This is a genomic window from Microcoleus sp. T3_B1 (assembly GCF_036700445.1).
Taxonomy (GTDB): Bacteria; Cyanobacteriota; Cyanobacteriia; order Cyanobacteriales; family Microcoleaceae; genus Microcoleus.
The window spans coordinates 217,600-232,453 of record NZ_JAUBOX010000003.1 but is presented as its reverse complement, the minus strand read 5'-3'; the positions used below and the strand labels follow the sequence as shown (position 1 = coordinate 232,453).

Below are 14,854 nucleotides of genomic sequence, written 5' to 3'. Positions count from 1 at the left end.
AATCAGAAGATGTGGGACAAGTATTAGCTCCGAGTTGTGCTTACTTAAACGGCTTAATTGGTAATCAGGTAAAACCTGCATGAGTATAATTGCTCACTGCAAAAGTGACATGCTCCCAACACAGTCCCCCTGCGCCGACTAAATCATAAAGGGGGTATTAAAGCCGGATTTAGTATCAGAAGTGCAAAATTTATAAATTCATGCTGACACGGATTCCAGCCAAGCTATCAAATCCTGTTGACTGGTAAAATCTAGCAAGATTTCTCCTAAATCCTCTAATTGTTCGAGAGATAACTGCTGGATGCGAGTTTTAATTTCTGGTGGGATTTCGCCAGTGCGCCGCGCGACTTGACGCAAGATTAATGCTGTTTGCCCCTCAATTATGCCTTCTTGGCGACCTTCTTGCATCCCCTTAATAACAGCACCGCGTTGGTCTTCAAAAAACATTTCCCGCTTTTCCAATTCCTCTAATTCCTTAAGGGTTAAATTAGTTCTGCTGGCGATGGAAAAAGCTGTTTGAATTTCGGGAATTGATGTGAACCTTTCAGGAATTTCATCGAATAGGGGAGCATTTTTGATAAAATAAATCCAGCTTTGAATTAGGTTTTCGATTTGTTCTAGTTCTTTGTTAAACTTGGGAAGTTCGACAAACACTAATTCGATTTCTCTGTTATAATACTCGAAGTTTTCTTCTAGTTCTTTAAATACAAAATGGGTGAGAAATTTTTCTGTATTTTCAAATAGAATAAAATCTGTAATTGTTAAAGCAATCAGAGGATTTAATTTAGAGTATCCTTCCCTGGGTCTGAGTTGAGTTGCGTAGGTTTTGGCGGCATTGTACACTACCCGTTTAGTAAAAGCTTCTACATTTATGACCTGCATTTCGATAATCACAGTTTTGTTGCCTGTAATTTTGGCTTTAACATCCAGGTAAGTGTCTTTTAATCGAGTAACGCTCGGCGCGGCGTAAGGGTCAATAATTTCTAAGTCTTCAATGGTTGGCTGCGCGTCATAGAGCATCGCATTGAGGAAGCTAATCAAAATGTCTTTGCTCTGAGGCGAACCAAAAATTTTTTTGAAACCAAAATCTGTTTTAGCACTGATGAAAGGCATAATTAATAGTGGGTAATTGGTAATTGGGGGGTTTAAATCACAAAAGTCCTTCCATTTCTAAGTCTTCAATTATCTGCAATCCGCGCGGGTCGCCAACTCGCAAAAGTGAAGATTTAGCATCTTCCCGCACGCCCATATCTTCATCTTCTTCTAAAGCTTCAATCAAACCGTCGATCGCCCCAGCGTACACTATATTATTCGGCAATTCGCGGGCCAGTTGCCCGATCGCCCAAGCGCAGTTGCTCCGCACAGCAGATACAGGATCTCCCCGCAGCGCTTGAATCAACGGTGGAATCGCCGCAATCACCACATAGTAACCAACTTTTGCCATTTGACCCAGAGAACTCGCCGCCCACAAACGCACCGCCGAAATATCTGTTTTTAGAGCATCAATTAAAGATGGCAAAGCGCGGTGATCCCTGCAATTTCCCAAGGCCCAAACTACCCCTTTGCGAACGTAACCGTTCCAGTCGCAGTTAAGTTGAAGAATCAGGGGTTCCACAGCATCGGGGCTCGGATTTCGCCCCAAAGCATAAGCCGCGCTCACCCGCACCAAGGGGCAACCGTCTCTCAATAAATTAATTAAATGCGAAATTGCTCGATCGTCCTGCACTTCGCAAAAAGCCCGCGCCCCAATCATCCGGTGCTGAGGTTCCGGGGATTCCAGCAAAGGCAGCATTTCATCGGGATCTGGCAGCGGGGGTTCGGAGTCATAAATTTGCTCCAAAGGGCTTTCCAGTTCCGTGTCAGTATCAAGGGCGTTGGAGTAGTCGTTATTGTTCATAAAAAAACTTTACCGCACAGAGGATGCTCCTAAGCAACTCAGTCAGTAGTCAGCAGTCAGCAGTCAATAATTGTAGGGTGCACGCGCAGTACCTTACTACTGAGATATTGCACCATTGTCAGCAACAGGCTTTTCGGCCTGTTCCACAACAGATAAATTTTCTTGTGGAACAGGCCGAAAAGCCTGTTCATAAAAGGCTAATGGAGAATGGTGCAACATATGACTTACTACAAACAAATTCCTCTGCTGTCACCTAAGTTGGTAGCGAGGACTTCAGTCCTCATAATTGCTGTCACCTAAGTTTGTAGTGAGGACTTCAGTCGTCATAATTTGGATGAATCAGGACTAAAATCCTTACTACAAAGGAATATCTCTGCTGTTACTTAAGTTTGTAGCGAGGACTGAAGCCCCCCTAATTTGGATGAATCAGGACTTTACCCCTGATTCCAAACCAGTAGAATTTATATTTCAAAGGGATTTGAGCATCGAGAGGGAATGAGTTTGATAGCCTAATTTTTGATAGAGATTCACCGCAGGCTGATTGCTCAGAAATACTTGCAAACCAATTTGCCGATCGCCCCTTTCCCGCGCCCAATTTTCAGCATGAATAACTAAAGCTGCACCGACTCCTAAACGGCGATGTTCCGGTGCGACGTACAGCAAAAAAATGTGAGCGTAGCGTTCTCCGGTGGTTTGGTCGATCGCATTTCCCAACCACAAACATCCGACAACCGATTGGAGATTTTGGGCTTGAGATTGGGGATTGAGATACTGCGAGGGAAGCGCCGGCAAAATTTCTGCCTCTTCCTGGCTGTTTTTCTGGCACTCTACCCACCAAACCGGCGTCTGGTTAGAAAAATACTGCTCGACAGTTTGAGCCAAATGTCCCAATTCCCGATCGGGGTAAAGCTCTTGGTAAGTCCGGTGCATAAACTTTACCAGTTTTGCCCGATCGAGTCCCGATCCTGAGCGCAGCCGATAGCCCGGTATTAGTTGAGCAGACATCAGATCAGCGGACACGGAAAGCTGAATAATTTAGCCCCAAGAAAATTGGGTTCACTACTGCCGCTTGCTTTTGGGGGATCGCTTCCTCAATCGGTGCGGGGGCCGCCATGTCACCAGGCAAAAAGATGCGAGCACTGACTGCTACCAGAGCCGCGAAAAATACTAATACCGCTATAAATGGAGCAATGTATTGACGAATGATACCCATAACCGCAAAAACTTTATTCTTGAGTTGATATTATCAAGTGTACCATACAAATCTTGTCAGCTATAATGGTTGATTGGACACTTAGCTCAAGAAGAGAGCGATCGCAAATACCAACAAACACAAAATATAATATTATGGCTGCCTCGCCTGCTGTTTATGAAGCTCTGGCTAAATCAATTGTTTTTTTGAATAAAAAGCCGAGCGAGCAAAATGAAGTTTCGAGTTTCCTGGATACTAATGGCTACTATATCGATCGCATATTCGACGACCAAGAAACCGGGTTTTATGCGATCGGGTTCGGTTCATCCAATCCCGAAAACCCGCCCGCCCTCGTATTAAAAGGTACAGACTTCATCGACGGCGACGCTATCTTTTCCGACTCGCGGGACATTGGTGTACCGGAATTTGAAAAGAACAAAGATAATATCCAAAATTGGCTCACAGAAATCGGTCAAAATACTGGTAAAAACCCCAACAAATTATTGCCCGATGTCATCGGACACAGTTGGGGCGGAGCCGTCGCTCAAATTGTAGCAACCGAATACACATCTCTGACCGGCGATATCTTTACTTTCAACTCTCCGGGAGTATCAGCGAGTACATTCAACACTTTTCGGAGAAATCTCAGTAGGGCAGGCAACAAAAATGTCACTCACTACATTGTCAGCGGAGATGTAGTCAGCTTGTTTGGCGAAGCATTTATTCCGGGTAAAGTATTTATCCAAAGCTTTACAGACCCGAGTATTAATCCCTTAACTGTTTTGGCAAAACATCGAACTGAAAATTTGTTAACTACTCCGCCCGTGGGTTTTTTGCAGAGGCAAATTTCCGTAGAACAATTAAACAGTCCCGAATTTACTTATAACAACGATTCAGATTTTAACGAGTTTATCGCTGCGATGAATTTGGCCTTACCCAATGTGTCAGTAGCCATCAGAAGCAGAGGCGGTGCAGAGAGTGTGAGAACAGCACCAGAATTTTCTTTTGTGCAGTTAATCAGACAAATGCAATACGGTTTAGCTCCCTTACAACCGAATTATTTATCAGGCGACGCTCGCAACAATACTGCTACGGGGGGCCCTGGAGAGGATACAGTTATCGGCAACGGCGGTAACGATACTCTCAGAGGCAATCGAGGTAATGACAGCATCACCGGTGGTGATGGCGACGATTTCTTGTACGGCGGCAGAGATAACGATTATTTGGAGGGTGGCGACGGAAACGATTTGGTTTCCGGCGAGTTTGGCAACGATTTTTTAATTGGTGGTGCGGGGCGCGATCGCTTTGTATTGGAATCCGGCGGCGGAGCCGATGTGATTGTCGATTTTCAAGATAGTGAAGATTTAATTACACTGTCGCGGGGTCTAACTTTTCCTCAAATTAGAGTAACCCAAGGGGGTGACGGAGCTTTAATTACTATCCCGGTTACTGGGGAAATTCTTGCTACTCTCAGAGGCGTAGTTGCCAGCGATCTTACGCGGGTAGATTTTGTATAGCTTGGGGGCGATAAAAAATTGTAGTTTTAGTGGCGCGAAACCGGGGTGGGTTTTGTAGCAAAATTGTTTTTACCCACAAAAAATGTCTGCTAAATCTGCCCCTACAAAGCAACGAAATATGACCAATTAATATGGTTAATAACCGGAGTTTACAGTAAAATTAATTAAGTAGCTTAAACACTAATTCCCAATCTAACGACAGGAAATAAAAAAATATGCCCTCCTCTCCCGCCGCTTACGAAACTATAGCCAAGCAACTTGCTTACATAGATAACAACCCCCAGTCTCAAACTTTAGTTCAAACGGGTTTGACCGCTGCTGGCTACCAAATCGATCGCACCTTTGACGATCCCGGAACTGGATTTCACGCGATCGGCTTAATTTCCACCACCCCAGACAAACCGCCAGTTTTGGTATTTCGCGGCACCGACTCGCCCACAGACGATCTTGCCAACGCAGACAAGCGCGGCGTCGGTTTCAACCAATTTGAAGCCAACAAACAGGCATTAGGAAATTGGCTGACACAAATCGGTCAAGACACAGCAAAAAACCCTCGTCGCTTGCCCCCAGACGTTCTCGGACACAGCTTGGGCGGTGCTTTAACGCAGTTAGCCGCAACAGAATTCACATCTGCGATCGGAGATATTGTCACCTTCAATTCCCCGGGAGTTGCTCAAAGTACAGTCAATTCATTTAAGCAGAAAGCCGGTGCGGGAAAAAATGTAACTCACTACATAGTTAGCGGCGATTTTGTGAGTTTGGGAGGAGAAGCTTTTCTCCCCGGAAAAGTAGTTCTTCAAACATTTACTAACCCGATTATCAACCCACTACTTGTCTTGGACAAGCACGGCCAAAGCGGTTTGTTAACTTCTCCACCTCCCGGCTTGACTCAGGCAGAAATCTCTGTAGACCAGTTGAACCGCCCTGATTTCACTTTTACAGATTCAGATTATTTAGAACTGTTAGCTGGCTTAGACTTTGCATTACCAGAATTTGGAGATGCGCTGCAATCGCGCAGCACAGTAGAGCAATTGAGAACCACTCCCGGAAAAGGCTTTTTTGGAAGTTTTAGGGCAATGCAAACTGCTCTCGATCTATCCCAAATTAATAGTTTAGTCGGCGACGATGCCAACAATATAGCATCCGGTTTGGCAGGGGACGATATTATGACGGGCAATGGGGGAAACGACACCCTCATAGGCAATGGAGGTAACGATATTATCAGCGGTGTCGCCGGCAACGACCAGTTATTCGGCGGCAAACGAGATGACAATTTGAACGGGGGAGAAGGAGACGATACGCTCATTGGCGGAGTAGGTGCTGACCTCTTGATTGGCGGCGCTGGACGCGACTTGTTTGTGTTGGGAATTGGGGCTGGTACAGACACACTTATTGACTTTAAACAGGGTGAAGATTTAATCGGTTTGACCAAAGGTTTGAGCTTTAACCAACTGAGAATTACTGAAACGGAGCTTTCAACGGGGATCGAGGTTGTCAGCACAGGTGAAGTTCTTGCCAGTTTCTTCGGCACACTAAATACTCCGCTTACAGCTAGCGATTTTAGGTCGATTTAGTTAGCAATACAGATATGGGGTAGGGACACAACATTGTTGTGTCCTCTATTTTGTGGCGCCACCTAGGAACGTCAACAGATACAATTTAATTAATCGAAATCGTCCAGTCCCGGCCTGGGCATGGATGCTAATTTTTTCTCATCTTCTAGTGGCAAAAAGAAAATCGTCATCATACCGGGAATCACAGCCAGCGCGCTCATCAAAAAATAATTTTGATAGCCGAGATTCTCCTGCAAGTAGCCGCTATAAACGCCCGGAATCATCACTCCTGCGGCCATAAAAGCCGTTGTAATTGCATAGTGAGATGCTTCGTATTCAGGGCGGACAGTCCGCATCAAGAACACTGTATAGGCAGCTACGCCAAGTCCGTAAGTAAATTGCTCGATCGAGTTTACAGCATAAGCCCATTCAATCCCCGGTTGATGGATTGCCAACAGCCAATACAGCACGTTAGTTGAATTTTGCAGAATTGCCGTCGGCCACATCCATTTTTTCAATCCTTGTTTAGCAATCAAATAGCCGCCCAGCAACCCTCCTATTAACAGAAACATTACCCCGATCGTACCCGATAACAGACCCATGTCCGATGTAGAAACTCCTAATCCTCCTTTCTCCACTTTATCCATTAAAAATGGCGGAGCCATTTTAAACGTCAAGGCATCGCCTAACCTAAAAATCAAGACATAAGTCACAATCCAACCAATTTTATCTTGCTGAAAATAAGTTTTAAATGCTTCGATAAAGCTTGTTGTTTGTTGGGGTGCCTCGGATTCTATATCGTAATTTCGAGGATAGGGAAGATACCACCGCTGAAAGAGATATATCAGCACAAACATAATCGCACAAATACCAAAGGCTGTCGCCCATCCGTAGTTAAGCGCAGACACGCTAAAATCCGAACCGAAAAGTGACAGTGGAATGTTTTGATATGTTTTGGTGTCGCCTGTATTTCCGGTGACTAAATGCTGTTCTGCCAGTTTCCCGGCTAAGAAAACCAATACACCGCTACCGGCAATGACAGCACCTCTATAAGCCGTGTTGCGAACCCCGACAAACAAGGCTTGCTGGTCTTTATTGAGAGTGTTTAGATAAAATCCGTCAATGGCGATGTCGTGAGTAGCTGACACAAAGGCGATCGCCGTAAAGATAACAAGCGATATAATAATCGATGCCGGCGTTAATACGCCAAAAGCCAGGAAAGCAAACAGGAAAGCACAAATGATTTCGGTTGTTAAAATCCATTTGCGTTTGGTGGAATGCAACTCAACAACTGGCCCCCACAAACCTTTTAAAACCCAAGGAAACTGCAAAAGACTTGTCAATCCGATGGTTTCGTTGTCGGTTCCCATACCTTTCAAAAAAATCACCGACATTAAATTAACGACGGTGTAAGGGAGACCTTGAGCGAAGTATAATACTGATACCCACAATCCAGCGTTATGCTTTTTTTCCATTGGAGAGATATTTTACCTAGTTACTTATTTGATTTACTGAGTGCGATCGACAATTCCGGTCAATTCAACCCCTGGCATCACAGTATATGCCATTCCGATGCCAGCGGCAGCCATATAAATAGTGCATTTTAGCATCATTCATACTTAAAAGTATTTTTATTTTGTGAATTAGCCTGCAATAATTTTTCTCCGTTAAAATGAACGAGGTAAGCGCGAACATTCTTTTCCCAGTCAGAAGTCTCATAAGTTCGCAGCAATTCCAAAGCACTTTCTTCTATCTGATATGCAGTTTTTGGACTATTCACCGGACGTTCGGGACTGTCAGGATTAACAACAATTAAACCTGCATCTAGAAACTGATGCACCGTTTGGCGGCGCACAGTTTCCCGCGTATTTGGTGCATATTTTTTACTGTACTCCTGCTCCATAAATTCCATAATTGGTGTGATTCCCCGAAGTGGAGATTTTGCCAATTCCCAAGCATCCTTTGGCTTGAGGTCAAGCAAAGCCAGAAGGGTTAAGGCGGAACGTTCGTTAACCTGACCTTTTGGAAAACCCAGCGCTGCAAGTATTTCTAGAGATTCATCAATACGGTTCTTGATTGTCATTGGGCTATTTTCTAACGGATTTGTTGCCTTCAGCAGTTGTCTCTCGACAAGTTGATCAATCTCCCGCTGTGTAGGAAATATTTCTCCTATTTGAGCGCCAAGTAAAAGTAATTGCTCTAGATTAGGATACTTCAAATTGCGTAAATCCGTAGCATTAACTTGAGTGTGTCCGTTGAACAGTCGGAAAAACGCATCTACCAAACTCGAATTTAGATAAACGGCCAATCCCCGCGCCAGGGTGAGGTCTAATCCGCGTCCCTGTTGGTGAAAGTAATTCAAATGGTTCTCAAAACCCACGCTAGAACTATTAATTTTATTGGCATCCCAAACAACTGCAACAATTCGCTTTTTCTCTTCCTTTGAGGAGAAGCGCTTGCTCAAAACATAATGTTCGTTAGGTACGAGGAGTGCAGCAGTTTTTTCCGTGACAGCTAAAGCTTGATGCTTTCTCGTGGCTGTGGGATATTCAACACCGCCAGCCGAGAAATGTGCGGGATAAATCAGCGGAACTGTACCGTTTTCAGGTTTTAGCCGCAAGTCAGACCGAACACGAAAATCTACAACTTTTCCGGTAGAAACTGTTAAGCCTAATTCCTCTAGGGTGCAAGTAAATTGAGCCATTTGAGCGACTACTTTCTGGCTGACAGAATCCGGTAAAATCCGAATAAATTGCTCGGAATCTTTGGGATTAATTAGGGCGGTATAGGGCAGTTGGTGAGACAAAACCAGGTCGTCGCCCACGCTGCTGCTTGAGGTAATTAGTACAGTATCTGGCTGTTCTATTTGTTTGGTGGCGCGCACAATAATAGTTTCTTGCAGCACCGCATCATCGCGAAATGGCAACTGTCGGGATTCAAAGATATGTACTTGGCGTAAAGCCATCATTTGAAGGAATACTTTGCGGAAATCTCGAAAGTACAAACCGTTGCAAAAGCTGCGGGGAGTAATCGACACTAATTCACCGTTTGGTTTGAGCAGGTGAGCAGCAGCCACTGTGAAGCCAGCGTAGAGATTGCTGGTTTCTAGTCCTATAGAACGCAGCAAGGTTCGGGCTTGGGATTTAGCGTCTATCTTGGCATAGGGAGGATTGATAATTGCATGGGTGAATTCCCGTTTTACTGGTTGTGTAAATAGATTGGGCTGCAACATATCAGCGCTGTCTTGAATAAAATCAATTTCGCGAACCTCACAGGTAAAAGATATCCCAAAACGCTGACATTCTATACTGCATAATTCTAAAGTTTGCTTGAGGTATTCTATCAAAATAAGGTCAATTTCATAAGCTGTAACCTGCAGGCTGTGCGGTTTGTTTGGGCGCTGGCAAAGTTCGCAAACAACTGCTGCTAACAGGGAACCAATTCCTGCACCGGCATCTAAAAGCGATATATCGGGACAGTTAAATTCAAACATTCCCGCCATCAAACTTGCCACGGACGAAGGTGTTAAAAATTGTCCCTTTTCTCCTCTCTGGCTTTGCTGCAACTTTCGGGTTGCTTCTTGGCGCCAGCCATCTACTCGATCGAGTAAATTGCTTGCAGTTGAGTAGCTGTTACCCGGAAGGGCTAGGGTTTGAAAGTGCGGTACTATCATTTGTTCAAAAAGTGCGATTTCGAGTTCAGTTTATTTTCGCCCAAAATAGGAATCTATAGGCTATCATAGTACCAGTTTACTCTCTTCCCATAACAGCAAAGGGCAGCCATGAGTCAAGAAAATTTTACATTTCTCCTTGATAGCGAAAAAAAAGAGGCGCTGAAGGCGATCGCTACTGTCACCGATCGCGATTTAACTTATGTTTTGAACGAAGCGATCGCTTCTTACCTAGAAAATTATCAATGGCTGCTTGATGAGATTAATAAAGGCGTTGCCGAGGCCGAAGCTGGAGACTTTGCCAGCGATGATGAAGTCCAAGCAGTTTTTGTCAAATTGACTAATGAAAATTAAGTGGCTGCGACAAGCTTTGCGAAATCTAGAACAGGCTCACGCATATATTGTTAAAGACGATCCAGAGGCAGCAAGGCAATTAATTTTAAGGATTCAGAGTGCTGTAGGTCAACTCGCAGAATTTCCTTTTATGGGTCGAGTTGGTCGCGTAGAAGCTACTAGAGAACTTGTCATTTCCAATACATCTTATCTGATCATCTATCGAGTAAAAGAAGAAAACGTAGAAATTCTCCGTATCCTTCACAGTTCAAGAAAGTATCCCGAAAATTAGCTCGTCTGCTTTTAAATTTGAGATTTAAGCCTGTATAAATCTACTCGATAGAGTAAATTGCTTGCAGTTGAGTAGCTGTTACCCGGAAAAGCTAGCGTTTGAAAGTGCGGTAGTCTCATTTGTTCAAAAAGTGCGATTTCGAGTTCAGTGTATTTTCGCCCAAAATGCCACCGATGTGCAAAAATGTCAAGCAGACTATAAAATATATAACTTATCCAAAAGTATGTTTACTGTTCATATAGCTAGATCGGGAGGTAGCTAACGATGACACAAACTGAAACTAAGCGTTATGATTTTACTTAAGTATCTAGGCCTAAGTTATGACAACTATCAACTGGAATGAAGTTTTAGATAGTATTTCAGAGAATGCAGAAGAGCCAGAAGTCGAAGATCGATTTGTCAAACGCCTTCTAAATGCACTTGGATTCACATCTGATGAGTGGGTACAACAGTTTAAAACAGGGAAGGGTCCTGCTGATTTTGCTGCTCGCAAGAATCACGATGAGGATAAATTTTCAGTTGCTAAGAGTAACCCATACTTAATCATTGAAGTTAAAGGGAGAGTATCAGGAAAGGCAATCATTAACTTAGCAGAAGGTACTCCCATGTACAAAAAAGCTAAAGAACAGATAACAGGTTATCTTCTTGCTCCTAAGTGCCAAACATCTCAATGGGGTATTATCACTAACTCAACAGATATCCAGCTATTCCGCAAACATGGTAAAATCGTATTGCCTGCTACTGACTGCATGAGGATAACCAAAGATAATATCATTGAGATTATTACTAAAATTAAGAACTTGCTGGAAAACCCACCCAAAGCTTTAACAATTTGCATTTATAATGATAAAGGAGGCGTGGGAAAAACTACAACGACAATAAACTTGGCTGCGATTCTTCGACAACAGCCGAAAAAAGTGCTTGTTGTTGACTTCGATCCACAACAAGGAGATTTAACAGATTCATTAGGCTTACAGGAGGGAAAAGTAAAATTATCGGATTGCTTGAGGGAGGGAACATTGGATGTTAAAGACACTATTCAAGCATTTAATCTGAAGAATAAAGCGGGTCAATTAGTTAAGGTATTTGATGTCATCCCATCTGATTCAGGATTATCGAAGTTCATGAGTTATGAGTATGAAGCACAAATTGAGAAAGGTTCAGCAAGGCTGCGAGATTTGCTTGAGATTTTTGTTGGTAATTATGATTACATCTTAATTGATGCACCTACGAACTGGACTTTTTTTAGTAAAAGCTGTGTGGTAGCTTCCGATGTAATCCTCATGCCAACAGAACACAATAATTTTTCATCTTTAAAGAATGCTGCTAAAGTGATTAAAGGATTCTTACCTGAAGTTAAGAAGCTTAGGCAGGACGGTGGCCCTATTGCCTTGCCGATATTTTTCAATAAACATAAAGAAACAGAGGCTTCAATCAAAAGAGCAAATGCAGAAATTAAAGCAATTCTTACACTTAAGAAAGGAGAGAGTTATATTCTCGATTCTAATTTGTTACCCTATTATTGGCCTAAATCTACAAAAACGGTGATTGACACAAGTATATTCAATGTTCCCGAATATGAAGTGGTTTCAAGTGCAGCTTTTTCTCGAAAGCCAGCGGTTTTTCAACACAAAAAAGCCGCTGAATATTACTTAAAATTAGCGAAGGAGTATTTTTTGTATGAGTAATTCTGAGAACATCGGTAAGTTAATGCACTTGAAGTTATCTAAAATTGAGTCAGCAGAACCCTGCTCTGAGTCAGAGTTTATCATTGCCGGAGCCGCCGAAGCCGTCTTGCAAGCAGGTAATCGCAATTGGATTCCGATTATCGTTAAAGAAACAGGCGACTATCAGTATCAAGTTGTGAGCAATCACTTTGTCTATGCTGTAGCTCAACAAGCCAAATTAGATTTAGTATGGTGTATTGTCATTGACCCAAAACCATCAAATATTGAACAAGCGAAGATTCTAGCGCGAGAAGCAAATCCCACAGTCAATCTGAGTACAGCATCAAAAGATACTATTATAGCTGCACTTGAATACTTAGTTAAAGAGCATAATTGGAACAATGTAAAACCAGTTGAAGCTGCCAATAAAATTTTAGAATCTAACCGGGATCAATGGTCAGATTTTAGCCCTTTGACTAAGCTAAAAAGTTGTAATTTGACTAAGGCGAGATTAGGTTGTATTGCTAAAGTATTTTCTATATCACCGCCACCGCCGCCGCCTCCTCCTCCTCAAGCAGTCAGCGTGAAACGTGCATCAAGAGATGAAATTTTCGATCGTCTCAATTACTTATACACTAATAAAATAGGAGGCTTTGAAACTATCGATCCTGAAAAAACAGCCGATGCTATCTTCACCGCGAATAAAGGCAAGTGGAAAAGCCTAACTCCAATTGCCAAACTTGAACCCGGCCTTGATACAGCCAAAATGAAAATCATTAAAACCCTATTTAGCCTGTAAAACTATGTTAAGTGGTGTAGCGGATTCAATTTACGGGCTCAACCGCTATATTGAAAAATCGGAAAATATCGCCCATTTTGCCGAGGTCAATTTTAATCTCATTCTCGACTCTCCCAGCGGTATTACTCAACTATTTACCGATCTGCCCACTTAATTTACCATTGTGCGAAAATGTCAAGCGGACGCTCAAACCAAAAGTCCGTAAAGGACTGTTAAACGCTCTCTCACACATTTCTGATGCCTAAACCCAAAACATTCTTTTTGTCAAGCTTGTTCCTGATTGGCTTAACAATTAGTTTTCTGCTGACTCCTGGTTGGTTATCAAACTGGTTCCCAAACCGCGCGATCGCAACTATGCCCCCGCCAACCCAAACCGCCGAATTTCGCGCCTTCTGGGTGGACGCCTTCAACCCCGGCTTCAAAACCCCTCAAGAAGTCACAAAATTGATCGCAGACGCGCAGCGGGCAAATGCCAACGCCATCGTCGCCCAAGTCCGCCGCCGTGGCGATGCCTTTTACACGAGTGCGATCGAACCCCGCACCCTCGATCCCAACGTTCCCCCCGGTTTCGATCCCCTGCAAGATTTGATTGACAAAGCCCACGCCGCAGGCATTGAAGTACACGCTTGGATGGTGACGCTGCCGGTGGTTTCCGGTAGCAAACTTCCCGCCGGTCACGTTTGGCAACAACACGGGCCTTCTGCCCCCGGAAACGACAATTGGGCCATGCTGACTTCGAGCGGCGAATCACCCGGTTTCCTCGATCCCGGCCATCCAGACGCCGTAGATTATACTGTTTCCGTCTATTTGGACTTGATCAAGCGCTACGATGTGGACGGCGTACAGTTGGATTATGTGCGCTACGGCGGGCCGACTTGGGGCTACAATCCGACTGCGATCGCCCGTTTCAATCAGCAAACAGGTCGATCGGGCAAACCCGCACCCACCGATCCCGCGTGGATGCAGTGGCGGCGCGACCAGGTAACAAATTTAGTGCGAAAGCTTTATGTAGAAAGCCTTGCGATTAAACCGCGCGTTAAAATTACCGCCGCCACGATCGCCTGGGGAGACGGCCCCACAAACGATGCAGGGTGGTATCAAACGCAGCCTTACAAAGAAGTATTGCAAGATTGGCGCGCTTGGCTGGAAGAAGGGATCGTAGACATGGCGATGCCGATGACTTACCAGCGCGAGTACAAACGATCGCAAAAACTCGCTTACGACAACTGGATCGAGTACGCCAAAGACCACCAGTACAACCGCCAAATTGCGATCGGCCCCGGCAATTACCTCAACTACATCGAAGACACTCTAGGCCAGATTCGTCGCGCCGAACAGCCTTCTGCGAAAGGAAATCACGTCGCAGGTACGGTGCTGTATTCCTACGCTAGCAGCAACGTGTACACGAATGTGGAACTGCGATCGGGCGGTAGCGGTGATTTGCCCCGCCAGCCTTGGAAATACGTTCCCCAAAGCAACGATTTGTTTTACACTGCGCTGTCGCAGCCGAGTCAATACGTTGACGCTGCCACGGGCAAAACCGTTCAAACTCAGCCTGTGTGGGCGACAACCGCAGCGGTTCCCGATATGCCTTGGAAGTCGCGGCCGACTACAGGTGCGATCGCCGGAAATTTGCAGCGGTGCGCTCAAACTTGCGACGGTGCGAGCTTGACATTGCAGTCGATCGATGCTGCGGGAAAGGTGCGTCAACTGCGCGCGGATGGTAAAGGATGGTTTGGGGCGATCGAGCTTTCTCCGGGAACTTATCAGTTGAAAGTTGACGGAAGTCAAATTCAACAAACAGTTAATGTTGCCGCCGGTGAAGTAACAAAAGTGAATTTCGCCAGTTTGTAGGGTGTCAACTTAGCCCGAAAGACCGGGATGAGTTTAAACCCCTGCTTAGCCCGAAAGACCGCCAGGGAATTAATTCCCTG

The 14,854-nt window shown here is 44.4% G+C and carries 14 protein-coding genes; 8 read left to right on the top strand and 6 right to left on the bottom strand.

Going from position 1 to position 14,854, the window contains the following annotated elements:
* Positions 1–198: 198 nt before the first annotated feature.
* The 4 genes from QT990_RS03490 to QT990_RS03475 form a co-directional block, all read right to left on the bottom strand.
* Entirely contained in the window at positions 199–1,113 is a 915-nt protein-coding gene (locus tag QT990_RS03490) for an Rpn family recombination-promoting nuclease/putative transposase (protein ID WP_333144592.1), read from the bottom strand.
* Between the two features lie 37 nt (positions 1,114–1,150).
* Positions 1,151–1,897 carry a HEAT repeat domain-containing protein gene (locus QT990_RS03485; RefSeq protein WP_333144593.1) on the bottom strand — a complete coding sequence of 249 codons (747 nt, stop codon included), beginning with the start codon at positions 1,895–1,897 and terminating at the stop codon, positions 1,151–1,153.
* 468 nt (positions 1,898–2,365) lie between these two features.
* Positions 2,366–2,902: a GNAT family N-acetyltransferase gene (locus tag QT990_RS03480; protein ID WP_333144595.1), complete on the bottom strand. Its 537-nt coding sequence runs from the start codon at positions 2,900–2,902 to the stop codon at positions 2,366–2,368.
* Between the two features lie 4 nt (positions 2,903–2,906).
* Positions 2,907–3,110 (bottom strand): hypothetical protein, encoded by a 204-nt coding sequence (locus tag QT990_RS03475; RefSeq protein ID WP_333144596.1) that lies wholly within the window; start codon positions 3,108–3,110, stop codon positions 2,907–2,909.
* 134 nt (positions 3,111–3,244) lie between these two features.
* On the opposite strand from QT990_RS03475, the gene QT990_RS03470 reads away from it, so the two are divergent.
* Together QT990_RS03470 and QT990_RS03465 are read left to right on the top strand one after the other, a co-directional pair.
* Positions 3,245–4,606: a calcium-binding protein gene (locus tag QT990_RS03470; protein WP_333300483.1), complete on the top strand. Its 1,362-nt coding sequence runs from the start codon at positions 3,245–3,247 to the stop codon at positions 4,604–4,606.
* 215 nt (positions 4,607–4,821) lie between these two features.
* Entirely contained in the window at positions 4,822–6,180 is a 1,359-nt protein-coding gene (locus QT990_RS03465; RefSeq protein ID WP_333144598.1) for a calcium-binding protein, read from the top strand.
* 89 nt (positions 6,181–6,269) lie between these two features.
* On the opposite strand, the gene QT990_RS03460 is transcribed toward QT990_RS03465, so the two are convergent.
* A complete protein-coding gene (locus QT990_RS03460) occupies positions 6,270–7,634 on the bottom strand; it encodes an MFS transporter (RefSeq protein ID WP_333144599.1) in 1,365 nt (454 codons plus the stop codon).
* 134 nt (positions 7,635–7,768) lie between these two features.
* Entirely contained in the window at positions 7,769–9,832 is a 2,064-nt protein-coding gene (locus QT990_RS03455) for an Eco57I restriction-modification methylase domain-containing protein (RefSeq protein ID WP_333144600.1), read from the bottom strand.
* 108 nt (positions 9,833–9,940) lie between these two features.
* Between QT990_RS03455 and QT990_RS03450 the strand changes: the two genes are divergently transcribed.
* The 6 genes from QT990_RS03450 (at position 9,941) to QT990_RS03425 (ending at position 14,774) form a co-directional block, all read left to right on the top strand.
* Positions 9,941–10,183, top strand: coding sequence for a CopG family transcriptional regulator (locus QT990_RS03450; RefSeq protein WP_333102366.1), 243 nt, complete (start codon positions 9,941–9,943; stop codon positions 10,181–10,183).
* Entirely contained in the window at positions 10,173–10,454 is a 282-nt protein-coding gene (locus QT990_RS03445) for a type II toxin-antitoxin system RelE/ParE family toxin (protein WP_006634284.1), read from the top strand. The genes QT990_RS03450 and QT990_RS03445 overlap by 11 nt, the downstream gene beginning before the upstream one ends.
* Before the next feature lie 320 nt (positions 10,455–10,774).
* On the top strand, positions 10,775–12,142 hold the full coding sequence (locus QT990_RS03440; protein ID WP_333144601.1) for an AAA family ATPase: 1,368 nt from the start codon (positions 10,775–10,777) through the stop codon (positions 12,140–12,142).
* Positions 12,135–12,920 (top strand): hypothetical protein, encoded by a 786-nt coding sequence (locus QT990_RS03435; RefSeq protein ID WP_333144602.1) that lies wholly within the window; start codon positions 12,135–12,137, stop codon positions 12,918–12,920. Before QT990_RS03440 ends, QT990_RS03435 begins: the two co-directional genes overlap by 8 nt.
* Positions 12,921–12,924: 4 nt before the next feature.
* Positions 12,925–13,074 carry an alpha-E domain-containing protein gene (locus QT990_RS03430; RefSeq protein ID WP_445252033.1) on the top strand — a complete coding sequence of 50 codons (150 nt, stop codon included), beginning with the start codon at positions 12,925–12,927 and terminating at the stop codon, positions 13,072–13,074.
* An 83-nt stretch (positions 13,075–13,157) separates the two neighbouring features.
* The gene (locus tag QT990_RS03425) at positions 13,158–14,774 is read left to right on the top strand and encodes a family 10 glycosylhydrolase (RefSeq protein WP_333464928.1); all 1,617 of its coding nucleotides are present in this window, start codon (positions 13,158–13,160) and stop codon (positions 14,772–14,774) included.
* Positions 14,775–14,854 lie beyond the last annotated feature (80 nt).

Coding starts and splice junctions, on each gene's coding strand:
- QT990_RS03435 (WP_333144602.1), top strand. CDS start 12,135: ATGAGTAATTCTGAGAACATCGGTAAGTTAATGCACTTGAAGTTATCT.
- QT990_RS03460 (WP_333144599.1), bottom strand. CDS start 7,634: ATGGAAAAAAAGCATAACGCTGGATTGTGGGTATCAGTATTATACTTC.
- QT990_RS03440 (WP_333144601.1), top strand. CDS start 10,775: ATGACAACTATCAACTGGAATGAAGTTTTAGATAGTATTTCAGAGAAT.
- QT990_RS03470 (WP_333300483.1), top strand. CDS start 3,245: ATGGCTGCCTCGCCTGCTGTTTATGAAGCTCTGGCTAAATCAATTGTT.
- QT990_RS03475 (WP_333144596.1), bottom strand. CDS start 3,110: ATGGGTATCATTCGTCAATACATTGCTCCATTTATAGCGGTATTAGTA.
- QT990_RS03465 (WP_333144598.1), top strand. CDS start 4,822: ATGCCCTCCTCTCCCGCCGCTTACGAAACTATAGCCAAGCAACTTGCT.
- QT990_RS03430 (WP_445252033.1), top strand. CDS start 12,925: ATGTTAAGTGGTGTAGCGGATTCAATTTACGGGCTCAACCGCTATATT.
- QT990_RS03455 (WP_333144600.1), bottom strand. CDS start 9,832: ATGATAGTACCGCACTTTCAAACCCTAGCCCTTCCGGGTAACAGCTAC.
- QT990_RS03480 (WP_333144595.1), bottom strand. CDS start 2,902: ATGTCTGCTCAACTAATACCGGGCTATCGGCTGCGCTCAGGATCGGGA.
- QT990_RS03450 (WP_333102366.1), top strand. CDS start 9,941: ATGAGTCAAGAAAATTTTACATTTCTCCTTGATAGCGAAAAAAAAGAG.
- QT990_RS03490 (WP_333144592.1), bottom strand. CDS start 1,113: ATGCCTTTCATCAGTGCTAAAACAGATTTTGGTTTCAAAAAAATTTTT.
- QT990_RS03445 (WP_006634284.1), top strand. CDS start 10,173: ATGAAAATTAAGTGGCTGCGACAAGCTTTGCGAAATCTAGAACAGGCT.
- QT990_RS03485 (WP_333144593.1), bottom strand. CDS start 1,897: ATGAACAATAACGACTACTCCAACGCCCTTGATACTGACACGGAACTG.
- QT990_RS03425 (WP_333464928.1), top strand. CDS start 13,158: ATGCCTAAACCCAAAACATTCTTTTTGTCAAGCTTGTTCCTGATTGGC.